The sequence below is a fragment of the Mesorhizobium sp. 113-3-3 genome, assembly GCF_016756495.1.
Lineage (GTDB): Bacteria > Pseudomonadota > Alphaproteobacteria > Rhizobiales > Rhizobiaceae > Mesorhizobium.
Map to the genome: position 1 here is coordinate 4,119,614 of NZ_AP023243.1, position 15,363 is coordinate 4,134,976.

The 15,363-nt window shown below is 63.2% G+C and carries 12 protein-coding genes; 8 read left to right on the forward strand and 4 right to left on the reverse strand.

The features are described from left to right. Positions 1–1,011, reverse strand: a complete 1,011-nt coding sequence (gene trpD, locus JG746_RS20010; RefSeq protein WP_202354367.1) for an anthranilate phosphoribosyltransferase — start codon at positions 1,009–1,011, stop codon at positions 1–3. Continuing rightward, a complete protein-coding gene (locus JG746_RS20015; RefSeq protein WP_202354368.1) occupies positions 1,008–2,900 on the reverse strand; it encodes a SurA N-terminal domain-containing protein in 1,893 nt (630 codons plus the stop codon). Before JG746_RS20015 ends, trpD begins: the two co-directional genes overlap by 4 nt. A 143-nt stretch (positions 2,901–3,043) precedes the next feature. Here JG746_RS20015 and tpiA point away from each other — a divergent pair, with 143 nt between their 5' ends. The 5 genes from tpiA to JG746_RS20040 all read left to right on the forward strand — a co-directional run bounded on the left by tpiA (position 3,044) and on the right by JG746_RS20040 (position 8,247). Next, a complete protein-coding gene (gene tpiA / locus JG746_RS20020; RefSeq protein WP_202354369.1) occupies positions 3,044–3,814 on the forward strand; it encodes a triose-phosphate isomerase in 771 nt (256 codons plus the stop codon). A gap of 166 nt (positions 3,815–3,980) precedes the next feature. Continuing rightward, positions 3,981–4,457, forward strand: coding sequence for a preprotein translocase subunit SecG (secG, locus tag JG746_RS20025; RefSeq protein WP_202354370.1), 477 nt, complete (start codon positions 3,981–3,983; stop codon positions 4,455–4,457). Between the two features lie 212 nt (positions 4,458–4,669). Next, entirely contained in the window at positions 4,670–5,800 is a 1,131-nt protein-coding gene (locus tag JG746_RS20030; protein WP_202354371.1) for a L,D-transpeptidase, read from the forward strand. Positions 5,801–6,017: 217 nt separating this feature from the next. Beyond that, positions 6,018–7,655: a CTP synthase gene (locus tag JG746_RS20035; RefSeq protein WP_115143350.1), complete on the forward strand. Its 1,638-nt coding sequence runs from the start codon at positions 6,018–6,020 to the stop codon at positions 7,653–7,655. Between the two features lie 25 nt (positions 7,656–7,680). Then, entirely contained in the window at positions 7,681–8,247 is a 567-nt protein-coding gene (locus JG746_RS20040) for a DUF1697 domain-containing protein (RefSeq protein ID WP_202354372.1), read from the forward strand. A 30-nt stretch (positions 8,248–8,277) separates the two neighbouring features. Here the strand turns inward: JG746_RS20040 and JG746_RS20045 are convergent, their stop codons facing one another. Together JG746_RS20045 and JG746_RS20050 are read right to left on the reverse strand one after the other, a co-directional pair. Next, on the reverse strand, positions 8,278–9,735 hold the full coding sequence (locus tag JG746_RS20045) for an NCS1 family nucleobase:cation symporter-1 (RefSeq protein ID WP_202354373.1): 1,458 nt from the start codon (positions 9,733–9,735) through the stop codon (positions 8,278–8,280). Between the two features lie 298 nt (positions 9,736–10,033). Beyond that, a complete protein-coding gene (locus JG746_RS20050; protein WP_202354374.1) occupies positions 10,034–10,936 on the reverse strand; it encodes a LysR substrate-binding domain-containing protein in 903 nt (300 codons plus the stop codon). Between the two features lie 256 nt (positions 10,937–11,192). Here JG746_RS20050 and JG746_RS20055 point away from each other — a divergent pair, with 256 nt between their 5' ends. The 3 genes from JG746_RS20055 to JG746_RS20065 are packed head-to-tail and all read left to right on the forward strand — an operon-like array spanning position 11,193 to position 15,341. After that, entirely contained in the window at positions 11,193–12,701 is a 1,509-nt protein-coding gene (locus tag JG746_RS20055; RefSeq protein ID WP_202354375.1) for a leucyl aminopeptidase, read from the forward strand. A gap of 54 nt (positions 12,702–12,755) precedes the next feature. Then, complete coding sequence (locus JG746_RS20060) at positions 12,756–13,661, forward strand: proline iminopeptidase-family hydrolase (protein WP_202354376.1); 906 nt, start codon at positions 12,756–12,758, stop codon at positions 13,659–13,661. Between the two features lie 18 nt (positions 13,662–13,679). After that, positions 13,680–15,341: an ABC transporter substrate-binding protein gene (locus JG746_RS20065; protein WP_202354377.1), complete on the forward strand. Its 1,662-nt coding sequence runs from the start codon at positions 13,680–13,682 to the stop codon at positions 15,339–15,341. Positions 15,342–15,363: the final 22 nt, after the last annotated feature.

The window sequence follows — 15,363 nt, forward strand, 5'->3', positions numbered from 1 at the left end:
TCACCCGTTGGAAATTTCGACCAGCCGGTCCAGCACTTGCAGCGCCCGGCCGCTGTCGATGGCTTGCGCCGCGAGCGCGATGCCGTCGCCGAGCGGCGTCGCCTTGCCCGCGATCACCAGCCCGGCGCCGGCATTCATCAGCACGGTGTCGCGGTAGGCACCGACAGCGCCGCTCAGCATGTCGCGCAAGGCCTTGGCATTGTAGGCAGCGTCGCCACCGCGCAACTCGTCCTTGGTATGCCGCTTCAGCCCGACCTCTTCGGGGGTCAGCGTGAAGCTGCGAATCTCGCCACCGATCAGTTCCGCCACCTGCGTCTCGCCTGTGGTGGTGATTTCGTCATAGCCATCGCCATGGACGACCCAGGCATGCTCGGTGCCCAGCGCCTTCAATGTCTCGGCCACCGGCATGATCCATTCCGGCAGGAACACACCGACCATCTGCCTGACGACGCCAGCCGGATTGGAGAGAGGGCCGAGAAGGTTGAAGATGGTGCGGGTGCCGAGCTCGACGCGGGTCGGGCCGACATGTTTCATCGCCGGATGGTGCGCGGGCGCGAACATGAAGCCGACGCCGGCTTCGTGGATGCAACGGCCGATCGCCTCGGGCGCAATGTCTATCTTGACCCCAAGCGCGGTCAGGACATCGGCCGCGCCGGTCAGCGAGGACAGGCCGCGATTGCCGTGCTTGGCGACCGGTACGCCGGCGGCGGCGATGACGAAGGCCGACCCCGTCGAAATGTTGACGCTGTGGGAATTGTCGCCGCCCGTGCCTACGATATCGATGGCGCCCGCAGGCGCCTCGACGCGCAGCATCTTGGCCCGCATCGTGGCGACGGCGCCAGAAATCTCGCTCACCGTTTCACCGCGCACGCGCAGCGCCATCAGGAAGCCGCCGATCTGCCCGGGGGTCGCGTCGCCCGACATGATGATGTCGAAGGCCTCGCGCGCTTCCTCGAAGGAAAGCGCGGTGCCTGCCGCCACCTTGGCGATATGGGTTTTCAGCGCGCTCATCTTGTCGAGGCTTGGGCAACGGCGGCCTGGTCGATGCGGACGTCATACTGCGTCTGCAACTGCGCCACCAATTGGTCGAGCAGATCGTCCGACATGCCGGAGGTGAAGGATTTCTGCGCGTCTTCCGGCACCGAGCTGGCATCGGCTCCGGCGGGCTCGAACACTTCGGCGACCTTGAACAGGATCTGTCCGTCACCGGTGGGCGAGGGGATCAAGCCGGTGCCGCCTTCGCCGACGCCAAACATCACGGCAGCACCTTCCTTGCCGAAGTCGGCATCGTCGGCTTCGCGCTTCAGGCCCCGCTTGGTCTGCTTCTCCAGCTTGAGATCACCGGCGATGACATCGAGCGTGGCGCCGGCCTTGAGCCGCTTGTCGAGCTCGCTCGCCTTGGCGGCGAGCCGCTTTGTGGCCTCGGCCGCAGTCCAGTCGGCGACGACTTTCTGGCGAACCTCGTCCAATGTGCGGTCGCGCGCCGGCGTGATCGAAGCAACCTCATAGAAGACAAAGCCGTTGTCGGCCGTGGTCAGCGCTTCGTTTTCGGTGTTGGGTTCGGCGTCGAAGACCGCCTTGATCAGCGCCGGCGATTCCGGCAGATCCTTGACGATCGAGCCGTCCGGCCTCTGGCCGCTGCGATCGATGGCGTCGATGGTGACGTCCTTCAGCTTCAGCTTGGCGGCAGCGTCCGCCAGCGAACTGCCGGAAGCACGGGTGTCTTCGTAATTGTCATGCACATCCAGAAGGATGCGGCTTGCCTCGCCCAGCGCCAAGTCCTTGCGGATCTGGTCGGACACTTCGGCGAGCGGCTTCACCACCTCGGGCTTGACCTCGGTGACGCGCAGCAGCACCGGACCGAAGGCGCCCTGGACGACCTGGCTGACTTCATTGGCGTTGAGCGCGAAGGCGGCATCGGCAACCGCCTTGTCGGCGATCTTGTCCTTGGCCAACGTGCCTAGCAGCGTGTCGGCAGGCGTCTTGCCTTCGGCGGTCACCAGCTTTTCGAAAGTGGCGCCGGCCTTGAGCGAATCGAGCGCGGCCTTGGCCGCATCCGGGGTCTTGAACACAAGCTGCTCGATCGTGCGCATTTCGGGCGTGGTGTAGCGCGCCTTGTTCTTGTTGTAGTCGTCGCTGACCTGCTGGTCGGTAACGGCGGTAGGATCCATGATGTCCGCCGGTTCGAGGCGGACATAGGAGAATTTGCGGTACTCGGGTGCAGCGTAGGTCTTCTTGTTGGCCTCGAAATAGGCCTGAAGCACGCCGTCGCTCGGTGCCTCGATCGGCTCGACGAGCGTCTTTGGCAAGACCAGATAGTCGACGGTGCGGTCCTCACCGCGGTAGAGCGCGACCGCCTTGAAGAAAGCGTCCGGCGCCTTGAGGCCATCCGAGACCGCCTCGACGATCTGCTGGCGCACCGCCACCTGGGCGCGGTTCTTCAGGTAATCCTCGGGCCGCATTCCGACCTGGCGCAGCATGTACTCGAATGTTCTCCTGTCGAACTCGCCGCCTGGGCCCTTGAACGCCGGATCCTCGCGCGTCAGCTCCGCCAGCCGGTCCTTGGACAGGCCAAGGCCAAGCTTGCGCGCCTGTTCGTCGAGAACGGCGCCGGAGACAAGCTGAGCCAGGACCTGGTTGTCGATGCCAAGCGCCTTTGCCTGTTCGTGGGTGAGGCGCTGACCGAACTGCTGCGACATCACGGCGAGCTGGCGATCATAGGCGAGGCGGTATTCGTTGATCGACACCTTGGTGCCGCCTGCCGTTATCACCGAATCGTGGCCGGCAAAGCCGCCCATCAGCCGCCCGGAGATGCCCCAGGCGGCGAAACTGACCACCAGCAGCGAAAGCAATGTCTTCGCGACCCATGTACCCGCCGCGCTTCTCAATATGCCAAGCATCGTTACTTCCGATTTATGCGCATTTTCGCATGCGCCGAGTCTGAAACAAGCGCAATAGCGCCCTTCCGGCCCACTGTCGATTGCTTTGTGGCCTGATTTTGGTAGTGAGGGCCAGAGCCTGATATTGCCCGGAGAAGCAGACCATGACGCCAGGAATTCGCCCGCTTGTCGCCGGCAACTGGAAAATGAACGGCACCAGCGCCTCGCTGAACGAGCTAAGGATGATCGGCAACGGGTTCATGAGCGGGCTCGACGCGGAGACCGAGGCGCTGGTCTGCGTTCCCGCGACGCTGCTTTCCCATGCCGCGGAGATTATGTCGCGCACGCCGGTCCATGCCGGCGGTGAGGACTGCCACACCAAGGAAAGCGGCGCATACACCGGCTGCATCTCGGCGGAGATGCTGAAGGACGCCGGCGCGAGCCATGTCATTGTCGGCCATTCCGAATGCCGAGAGCAACGCGGCGAGGACGACGCGACGGTCCAGGCCAAGGCGGCCGCCGCATGGCGTGCCGGGCTCGTGGCCATCATATGCATCGGCGAGACGCAGCAGCAGCGTGAAGCGGGCGCCACGCTCGACGTGCTGTCGCGCCAGGTCGCCGGTTCTGTGCCGCCGAGCGCCACGCCATCCAACACCGTCATTGCCTATGAGCCTGTGTGGGCGATCGGCACCGGCCTGACGCCGACCGCCGCCGATGTGGCCGAAGCGCATGCGCATATCCGCGAAAAGCTGTCGGAGAAACTTGGTGCCCCTGCCGCCAAGATGCGCATTCTTTACGGTGGCTCGGTCAAGCCGTCCAACGCGGTGGAACTGCTGGGCGTCAGGAATGTCGATGGCGCGCTGGTCGGCGGCGCTAGCCTGAAAGCAGCCGATTTCCTCGGTATCGCCGAGGCCTATCGCAGCATTTCAGGCTAGATTCACGACGAAAGACGGGGCTCATCCCGTCCAAATTCGTTGCAAAGGGCGCGTTGCTTCCCATATTCCGGCCACGGGCTTGGAAATGCCGTGAAAGCATTGTATTGAGCCGCCTCCAATTCACCGGTCGTGTCCGCGGCCGGGCAAGGCCTTGCCAGGATAAACTATGCAAACCGTACTGATCGTCATCCATCTCATGGTCGTGCTCGCCCTCGTCGGCGTGGTGCTGCTGCAACGCTCTGAAGGCGGCGGCCTTGGCATTGGTGGCGGATCGGGCTTCATGACGGCGCGCGGTGCTGCCAACGCGTTGACGCGGGCAACGGCGATCCTGGCGGCGGCTTTCTTCGTCACGTCGCTGACCTTGTCGATCATCGCCCGCTACGGCGAGAAGCCGATCGACATTCTCGACCGCGTTCCCGCGACGTCGGACGGGGCCGGCAAGGGCGTGCTCAACCAGCTGCCCGGCACGACGACCCCGGCGCCCGCCGGCAGCACCACCCCGACACCGCCGTCGGGCAATGGCGCGGCGACGACGCCTGCGCCGGCAGCTCCGGCCACCGCGCCGGCCTCTGGCGCGACGCCGCCGGCAACCAACGGCGCCACCAACACGGCCCCGGCGGCACCGCAGGTCCCGAACCAGTAACCACTATCTGGTCCAAACCGCGACCTGTGATCGTTTGAACACAGTCGCGGCAAATGCTGCGCGATCACGAAGATTCCACGGGCAGCAGCGCGGTCTCGCGCTTGAGGCATCCGCGCTTATTCGACTATAGATTGCGCGCGGCATTTTCGGTGTCCTTGGGGGACGCCGGGCGACGCCGTGGGCAACAAGCATTGAACGATCGGATCTTCGCCATGCAGCTTCGCAGCTTCATTTTCCTGGGACTTTGCGCCGTACTCGGCCTGAGTTCCCCGGCTTTCGCCGGCGTGCCGTCCAATTTGGCCGCCAATCAGTCGGTCGACAAAACCGACGCCGTCCACGTCGCGGTCAAGAGCGATGCGGCGCAGTTGAGGCTTCTCAAGAAGAAGAAAAACCCGACACCGGACGATCTCGCCCAGATCAAGAAAATCGAGGCCAAGATCGTTGCCGACAAGGAAGACGCCAAGGCCAAGGCGCTCGAAGCCAGGAAGCTGGCGATGCGCGAAGCGGCCAAGGCCAAGGCCGACGCCGAACGGCAGGCCTTCCTGGCCAAGAAGGGGAAGAGCAGCGCTTCCGCAACCACCGAAGTGGCTGACGCCAAGCCGGCCAAGAAGACCACCAAGGTCATCGAGCCGGTCGAACCGATCACCCCCATCCAGTCGGCCGAGCCGCTTCCGGCAGAGGCGATGAATGTCGCGCTGACAGGTAACAATGGTGAGCTTCGCAGCGAGGTCATCGGCCAGAAGCAGCCGAGCGCTGGCGGCCTTTTCGCCGGCCTGTTCGGCGGCACCTCGTCCGGATCGTCGATCAGCTATCTGCCAGAGACGCGGGCGCTCGACCAGGCTCTCGCCAAGAAGGACGCCAAGAAGCCGTTCAAGGTAAAGCCGGAATTCGTGCCGCAGGATGTCGAGTTCACCGGGTACGAGCCGGGTACCATCGTCATCGACACCAGCGCGCGCCGGCTTTATCTCGTCGAATCGTTTTCGACCGCGCGTCGCTACGCAATCGCGGTCGGTCGTGAAGGCCTGCAGTTCAAGGGCACGGTCGCGGTCGGCGACAAGCAGGAATGGCCGCGCTGGATCCCGACGCTCGACATGCAGAAGCGCGAGCCCAAGCATTACGGCCAGTACAAGGACGGCATGCCTGGCGGTGGGCAGAACCCGCTCGGCGCCCGCGCCATCTACCTCTATGACGGCAAGAAGGACACGCATCTGCGCATCCACGGCACCATCGCGCCGCAGTCGATCGGAACCAGCGCTTCCAATGGCTGCTTCCGCATGATCAACGAGCATGTCATGGACCTCTACAGCCGCGTCAGGGTCGGCACCAAAGTCGTCATCATCTGACGGTCCCGTCATCCTGCCGAAAGGGCCGGCTCAGCCGGCCCTTTTGTTTTGCCTCGATCACGACCAGGCCTGCTCAGTCGTGATCCCTCGGACAACGGAAACCGTTTGTCCGAGAAAGCCGGGTTCCACTCTTCGGGATCATGGTCCGACGCCTTCTTGGGAAAAAACCTTCGCGGTGGTTTTTTCTCTGGCGGAATCAATCCAGCCGCGTTAAGCGATGACTCCCATGGCGCGATATGTATTCATCACAGGCGGCGTGGTTTCCTCACTTGGAAAAGGCATTGCCGCAGCGGCCCTTGGGGCTCTCCTGCAGGCGCGAGGCTATCGCGCACGCATCAAAAAACTCGACCCGTACCTCAATGTCGATCCCGGCACGATGTCGCCGTACCAGCATGGAGAGGTGTTCGTCACCGATGATGGCGCGGAGACCGATCTCGATCTCGGCCATTACGAGCGCTTCACCGGCCGCTCTGCCAATCAGCAGGACAACATCACCACCGGCCGCATCTACAAGAACATCATCGAGCGCGAGCGGCGCGGCGACTATCTCGGCGCGACCGTGCAGGTCATCCCGCACGTTACCGACGAGATCAAGAATTTCGTCCTCAACGGCAATGACGACTATGATTTCGTGCTGTGCGAGATCGGCGGCACGGTGGGTGACATCGAGGCGATGCCGTTCCTCGAGGCTATCCGCCAGCTCGGCAACGATCTGCCACGCAACAACGCCGTCTACGTGCACCTGACCTTGATGCCCTACATCCCGACGGCGGGCGAGCTGAAGACCAAGCCGACCCAGCATTCGGTCAAGGAACTTCGCGGCATCGGCATCGCCCCCGACATCCTGCTGGTGCGTGCCGACCGGGCCATTCCCAAGGAAGAGCGCAGAAAACTGTCGTTGTTCTGCAACGTCAGGGAAAGCGCCGTCATCCAGGCGCTCGACGTGCCGCACATCTACGACGTGCCGATGGCCTACCACAAGGAAGGGCTCGATTCGGAAGTGCTGGCCGCCTTCGGCATCGACCCGGCGCCCAAGCCGCGCATGGAGCCCTGGCAGAAGGTTTCGGACCGCATCCACAATCCGGAAGGCGAGGTGACCATCGCCATCGTCGGCAAATACACCGGCCTCAAGGATGCCTACAAATCGCTGATCGAGGCGCTTTCGCATGGCGGGCTGGCCAACCACGTCAAGGTCAAGCTCGACTGGATCGAATCGGAGATCTTCGAAAAGGAGGATCCGACGCCGTGGCTGGAGAAGGTGCATGGCATCCTGGTTCCCGGCGGCTTTGGCGAACGCGGCTCGGAAGGCAAGATCCTGGCGGCGAAGTTCGCCCGCGAGCGCAAGGTGCCGTATTTCGGCATCTGCTTCGGCATGCAGATGGCCTGCATCGAGGCGGCGCGGTCGCTGGCGGGCGTCGAGCATGCCTCTTCGACCGAGTTCGGTCCGACCGAGGAGCCCGTCGTCGGCCTGATGACGGAATGGCTGAAAGGCAACATGCTGGAGAAGCGGCGTGAGACCGGCGATCTCGGTGGCACGATGCGTCTCGGCGCCTATCAGGCCGACCTCGCCAAGGGCTCCAAGATCGCCGACATCTATGGCGACACGCAGATTTCCGAGCGCCACCGCCACCGCTACGAGGTCAATATCGATTACAAGGAGCGGCTGGAGGATTGCGGCCTGGTGTTTGCCGGCATGTCGCCCGACGGCGTGTTGCCGGAGACGGTCGAATATCCCGACCATCCCTGGTTCATCGGCGTGCAGTATCACCCCGAGCTGAAGAGCCGGCCGCTCGAGCCGCATCCGCTGTTCGCCAGCTTCATCGAGGCGGCGGTGGAACAGAGCCGATTGGTGTAGGCGACCGCCGGGCGAGGCCTCTCCTGTGCAGACCTATGTCGCGCTCCTCTACAGCATCATCCTGGGCGAGGGCCGCCGGGTGGTCATGGCGGACCTCAAGGCGATGGCGGAAGGCCTCGGCTTGAGGAATGTTCGCACGCTGGTGGCGACCGGCAACCTCGTCTTCGAAGCGCGGACGACCGATAGCGGCAAGCTGGAACAGCGGCTGGAAACGGCCTTCGAAAAAACCTTCGGCCGCCATGTCGACATTATCGTGCGCAGTGCCGAGGAATGGCTCAAACTTGCCGCCGGCAATCCGTTCCCGGGGGATTCAGCCGAAGCAGGCGACCAGGTGGCTGTGCGGGTGATGCGCAAACCCGCGCCTGTGGAGGGCGTCGCGGCGCTGCAAGCCTATGCCGCCGAGGACGAAAAGGTATTGCCTTTCGCCGGCGACATCTGGGTCGTCTTTTCGCGCGAGAGACCAAGCTCGCGGCTGCTGGCGGCAATGAACCACAAACGCCTCGGCATCGGCACCTCGCGCAACTGGAACACGGTTCGCAAGCTGGCGGAAATGGTAGGCAGTAGGGCAGTAGGGAAGGGTCGTATTCCCTAACCCCTACTGCCTACTGCCTACTGCCTAATTTCAAGCCTTTGCCGTCTTGGCGCCCGCACCCACGGCGGCGGTGCGCAGCACGTAGTAGATGATGCCGGCAATCGCCACGCCGAAGAACCAGCCATAGACGCCCCACCAGGACGGCAGCCAGTTGGTGAAGTTCGGCAGGATCGACGAGAAGACGGCACCTATGCCGGCGGCGATGAAGGCGTTGACGTGCCAGCCGCCCTGGAAGCGGAACTCGCCATCCTCGCGATACAGCGCCTCGACGTCGACCTCGCCTTTGCGGATCAGATAGTAGTCGACCATCATCACGCCGAAGATCGGCCCCATCGTCGCGCCGATGATGCCAACGAAATGCGCGGCGCTGCCTTCCCACGGTGCGAAGGGATAAAGCACGAGTGCGATAATTGCCGCGATGTAGCCGCCCTTCTTGAAGTCGATCTGACGCGGGAAGACGTTGGAGAAGTCGAAGGCCGGCGAGACGAAGTTGGCGACGACGTTGATGCCGAGCGTGGCAACCGCGAAGGTCAGGGCGGCGAGTGCCGCCAGGAACCAGCTGTCGAACTTGGCCGAGATCTGGTCGGGGTGCAGCAGCACTTCGTGATAGACGTCATAGGCGGCAATGGTGGTGACGCCGGCGACGAGCGAGAACAGGATCAGATTGACGGGCAAGCCCCAGATGTTGCCCTTGCGCAGCGCGGCCTTGTCCGGCGCGTAGCGGGCGAAATCGCAGAAATTGAGATAGAGCGCGGAGAAATAGGTCACCCAGATCGCCGCGACCCCGAAGAGTGCCGTCCACGAGCCGGGGTCTCCCGGAATGCCGGCATCGGCGGTCTTTTCGCGCAGCACGTCCATCGGGATGTCGCTGGTGAAGGCGAAACTCCCAGATTTGACGCAGAGATAGATGGCCAGGAGCAGCATCATCACCCAGACCGCAGGACCAGCCCAGTCCTGGAAGCGGCGCACCGTTTCCATGCCCTTCTGGATGATCAGCAGTTGCAGCGCCCAGATGATGACGAAGCAGATCACTTCCAGCGTGGAATGGCCGAGAAGATGAGAGGTCTTGTTGAATTCGTCGAACCATTGCAGGCGGGTGAGCAATGCCACGATGGCGCCGGAGGCGGCGGCCGTCTGCGCGCCGTACCAGAAGCAGGCGACGATGGCGCGCACCAGGGCCGGGATGTTGGCGCCCCAGATACCGAAGGAGGCGCGCGCGAGCACGGGGTAGGGCACGCCGGTCTTCACGCCGGCATAGCCGACCATGTTCATCAGCGCGTAGATGATCAGCGAGCCGATGCCGATGGCGACGATGAAATTGACGAAGCCGCCGCAGAACAGGAACAGGCTGGCGGCGAGATAGTAGCCCCACAGGCTGTGGACGTCCGATGTCCAGACGTTGAAGATCGAGAACGGTCCCCAGTTTCGAACCTTGGCCGGAGCGAGATCCTCGTTGTACAGGTCAGGCGAAGCGCCTTGTATGGTCACTGCAATGTCCTCCCCTTGATTGGCCGCGCGCCTCCACGCGATGGCCGTGCAGGTTAAGCCTGACGCTGGGGAACCGACAAGCAATCCATTTGCCGGCTTTGGCCTTAAAGATATTCAATGCGAACCGAGATTATCGGGGGCGCGCAATGGTGGGCCGCGGTTGAACCGGCAGGGCGGTGATTCGGAATTCAACCGCCTAAAGCGCGTCGCGTTGGTACGGATTCTGGCGACGCGCTTTAGGTTTTTGTTTCATGCATGTCATTCTCCCAAAACCGAAGTCACTTTTGGGCGACATGCATTAGGCGATAGCCATGACCCGCTTGTGGTCCTCGACTTCCGACAACAGCCAGTCCTGAAACAGGCCGGTGCCCGGCTTGTTGCCGATGCTTCGGCGCTGATGCAGGTAGATGCCGGCCGGATAGGTATGACGGGCCTGAAACGGCGCGACGAGCTTGCCTTGCTGCAGAAAATCCTGCGCCATCATCGTGTCGGCAAGCGCTATTCCGGCGCCATTGATCGCCTCGCGCATGATCAGCGTGCAATCATCCAGCGTCGTGCTGGATTTCGGCGTCGTATCCGAAACGCCTTCCTGCTCCAGCCATCGTCTCCATCTCATGCTCTCGCATTCATGGATCAGATGATGGTTGACCAGATCGGCGGGCGATCGCAGCGGCACGGGGCCATCGAGCAGCGAGGGCGCACAGACCGGCGTCAGGACCAGCGGGATCAGCAGCGTCAGAGCCGGGCCGGCCTTGTAGACGAACTCGTCGACAATGGCCAAATCGAAGTTGGCGCGCTTGCCTGAGGTCGAGATCTCCAGTTCCACGGCCGGATGCAGCCGGCGAAAATTCGGCAACCGGTCCGCCAGCCAAAGGTTCAGGACCGCCGGGACGCACAAGACCCGGACACGTTGGGTCCTGCCGTGGCTCGGGCTGTTGGCAAGGCTGACGTCGTCGGTGGCGCGCCAGATGGCCTCGAACGCTTCGGAAAGGCTGCGCGCATAGTAGGAGCCCCGGATGGTCGGCGTTATTTGGCGAAAGCCCCGCTCGAACAAATCCTGGCCGAGATTCTTTTCAAGCGCGCGGATGTGGCGGCTCACGGCGGAGGGTGTGAGGTGCAATTCCTCGGCCGCATCTTTCACGCTGCCGAGACGTGCGGCGGCCTCGAAAGCGCGCATGCCATTGAGTGAGGGTAGGGCCATTGGCCGATCATGAATTGTCAGTTGAGTTTTTGTCAATCGACTTGGGCAAAATTGGCGTTTGATCGCTTGCCCCGTTCGGGGATACCCAAAAGGCAAGAGCGATCAAGTCGCCATCAGAAAACGATTATTTGGGGCCTCCGGCACCATTCCACCAACGGCAGGGGCCCGTAACAGGGCTTCCGCGGTTGGCGGGCGAAGCTTTGCGCTCACGCTGCGCCGAGGCCGGAGTCATCTGCAAGTGGGAGAATGCCAGCCTATGCCTCAATCGCCAGTGCCGGTCTTTGAAGCGGCGGACGAGATTTCCGCGGAAACCTCGGTCGTCGTGATCCTGCAAACTGCTCAGACAGGCTTTGGCCTGCGGGCGGCGGCACTGGACGCTGAGATGGGCGGAATCCTCTCTCGTGCCTGCTCCGAACCGGCCACCCTGGCCGAATCCGGCACCTGCATCGATCTCATCGCCCCGCAAGGCGTATCGGCCCGGCGAGTGATCGTCCTGGCCCTGGGCAAAGCCGAGGCTGTCAGCGCCCTGTCCCTGACGCGCGCCGGTGGTTTGCTTGCCGCGCATCTGGAAGGCAAATGGGAATGCGCGGCCACACTTGTCCTCGACCCGATCGCCGGCGTCGACCTGCCGGCAGCCGAGATCCTGGCGCGCGTCGCGCTGGGCATGCGGCTGCGGCGCTACCGTTTCGACATGCGCAACCGGCGGCAAGGGGCGGGAGCGGACCGGACGTTGCGGGTACAACTGGTAGGAGCAAGCAGCGTAGAGTTGACCCCGGCACTGGCGCGGATCAACGCCATCGCCGATGGCGTCGAATATGCGCGCACGCTGGTCAACCTGCCGCCGAACCATCTCCATCCCGACAATTTCCACGATCATCTGGAGCCGCTGCGCGAAGCCGGCATAGATGTCGAGATACTCGATCCGTCGCGATTGAAGGAACTCGGCATGAACGCGATCCTGGCCGTGGGCTCCGGGTCGGTGCGGCCGCCGCGCGTGGCTGTGCTGCGCTATCGCGGCAAGGGCGCCCCTTCCCAACCGATGGCTTTCGTCGGCAAGGGCGTGTGCTTTGACTCCGGCGGCCTTTGTATCAAGCGCGGCGAGCAGATGTTCGACATGAAGGCCGATATGGGGGGCGCGGCCGCCGTGGTCGGTCTGCTGATCGCGCTCGCCCGGCAAGGCAGCCCGGTACACGCCGTCGGCGTGCTGGGCATTGCCGAGAACATGCCGTCCGGCACCGCGCTCAAGCCGCGCGACATCATCACCACGGCGTCGGGACAGACGGTCGAGGTGTTCGACACGGACGCGGAGGGGCGCCTGATCCTGGCCGACTGCCTCTACTACGCCGCCTCGCGCTTCAACCCCTCGGTGATCGTCGATCTGGCGACGCTGACCTATTCGGTGATGCGCGGCCTCGGCTCGGTGTTCGCCGGTCTTTTCAGCACGGACGATGCCATCGCGTCGCAGATGATCGCTGCGGGGGAAAGGGTCGGCGAGCGGTTCTGGCAGCTGCCGCTCGACAAAGCCTATGACGAAGGCTTGCAGTCGCCCTTCGCCGATATCCGGCACCACGCCAAGGACATGGAAGACGGCGACGCGCCTTACGCCGCGGCGTTCCTGCGCCATTTCACCGAGAATCGTCCCTGGGTGCATCTCGATATCGCCGGCAAGGAAATGGCCGACGCGGATCGGCCGCTCGGCCGCGAAGGCGCCACGGCGTTCGGTGTGCAGATGCTGGAAGAGTGGGTGCAGGCCAGGGTGAACTAGCCGCCTGCTGTCAGGACAACAACGAGATGCGCTCAAACGGGATGGGAAATCGGAATGTCGTCTGAGATTAAGGGCAGGGAAGGGCGCGCTACCTTCGGCGGCTACGAAACCTGGTATCGCGTCTCCGGCGACCTTGGCGCCGACAAGGCCCCGGTGGTGATCCTGCATGGCGGGCCGGGGGCCGCCCACAACTATGTCGATGCCTACAAGCTTCTCGCCCGACGGGGCCGTGCCGTCATCCACTACGACCAGTTGGGCTGCGGCAACTCCACTTTGCTGCCGGAGAAGGGTGCCGATTTCTGGACACCCCGGCTCTTCATCGACGAGCTTGAAAACCTCGTCGATCATCTCGGTATCCGCGCGGGCTTCCATGTGCTCGGCCAAAGCTGGGGCGGCATGCTGGGCGCCGAATATGGGGTCACACGGCCGAAAGGGTTGAAGTCCCTGACCATCGCCAACTCACCGGCTTCCATGAAGCTGTGGGTCGAAGAGGCCAACCGGTTGCGCGCCGACTTGCCTGAGGATGTGCAGGAGACGCTGACCCGGCACGAACAGGCGGGCACGACGGAAGATCCAGCCTACCAGGAAGCCACGATGCGGTTCTACGAGCGGCATGTCTGCCGGGTCGTGCCGTTCCCACCGGAGGTGACGGAAACCTTCGCCCAGGTCGCGCGCAACCCGACCGTCTATCATCTGATGAACGGGCCAAACGAGTTCCATGTCATCGGAACGCTGAAGAATTGGAGCATCATCGACCGGCTGCCGGCCATCGATGTTCCCACGCTGATCATCTCCGGACGTTATGACGAGGCCACGCCCGCGACCGTGCAACCCTACAAGGACGGCATCAAGGGATCGCGTTGGGAGATATTCGAGCATTCCAGCCACATGCCGCATGTCGAGGAGCAAGAGGCGTGCATGCGGGTGGTGGGCGACTTCCTGGACGACAACGACAACTGAGAAAAGGGGAACTAAAACATGAAGAAACTGCTTTTGGCGGCATCGGCCGCCGCATTGCTGGCCGGTGCGTGGCTCGCTCCGGCACAGGCCGAATACCTCAAGGAGCACCGAGGCGGTACCATCCGCCTTCTGGCCCGCTCCGCGGCGGGAACGCTCGATCCGCACATCAACTACACCGACCAGGGCTGGCAGATGTACCAGCCGATCTATGACGGCCTGGTGGCCTTCCGCAAGGCCGAGGGCATGGACGGCTTCACCGTCGTGCCCGATCTGGCCGAGGCGCTGCCTGCGGTTACGAATGACGGCAAGACGTTCACCTTCAAGCTGCGCAAGGGCATCAAGTTCTCCAACGGCCAGGAGCTTGGCGTGAAGGACGTCGTCGCCTCCTTCCAGCGCATCTTCAAGGTTTCCGGGCCGACTTCCGGCACCTTCTATGCCGGCATCGTCGGCGCCGACAAATGCCTTGCCGACACCAAGAACTGCACGCTGGAAGGCGGCGTTGTCGGCGATGAAGCGGCCGGCACCATCACCCTCAATCTCACCAAGCCCGACGCCGAGATCCTCTACAAGCTTGCCTTGCCGCATGCCGTGGTGCTGCCGGCGGATACACCCGCCGAAGACATGGGCTCCAAGCCCATTCCCAGCACCGGCGCCTACATGATCTCCGCCTTCGATCCCAACAAGGGCATGACGGTTTCCCGCAATCCGAACTTCAAGCAGTGGAGCGAGGAAGCGCAGCCGGACGGTTACCCGGATGTCGTACAATATGATTTCGGCCTGTCCGAGGAAGCGGCCGTTACCGCGATCCAGAACGGCGAAGCGGACTGGATGTTCGACGCGCTGCCGAGCGACCGCCTGGGCGAACTTGGCAGCAAGTCCATGGATCAGCTGCACATCTCGCCGCTTTCGGCGTGGTGGTATGCGCCGCTGAACAACCGTCTGGCACCCTTCGACAACGAAAAGGCGCGCCAGGCCGTTGCCTATGCGATCGACCGCAACACGCTGGTCAAGCTGTTCGGGGGCAAGGTGCTCGCCTCGCCGGTCTGCCAGGTCCTGCCGCCGGATTTCCCCGGCCATGAAGACTACTGCCCCTTCACCAAGAACCCCGGCGCCAAATGGTCAGCGCCCGATCTCGACAAGGCAAAGCAGCTCGTCGAGGAATCCGGCACCAAGGGCCAGAAGGTGACCATTATCGTCGAAGACACCGCCATTTCACGGTCGATCGGCGTCTATCTGCAGAGCGTGCTGACCACCATCGGCTATGTCGCCGACGTCAAGCCGATCTCGTCCAACATCCAGTTCACCTACATCCAGAACACCAACAACAAGGTGCAGATGTCCGTTACCCAGTGGTACAAGGACTATCCCGCGGCCTCGGATTTCCTGAACATCCTGTTCAGCTGCGCCTCCTTCCGTGAAGGTTCGGATGCGTCGATCAACATCGCCGGCTTCTGCGACAAGGACATCGACGCCAAGATGCAGAAGGCGCTGGACCTCGGCGTCACCGACCAGAAGGCCGCCGACAAGATGTGGGCCGAAATCGACAGAGAGGTCACGGACAAGGCACCGGCCGTCGGCCTCTTCACCCCGAAGCGGCTTGACTTCGTCAGCAAACGGGTCGGCAATTTCAAGTTCAACCGGCAGTTCAACTGGATGATCACCCAGTCCTGGGTGCAGTAACGAGCTGCGGAGGGACACGTCC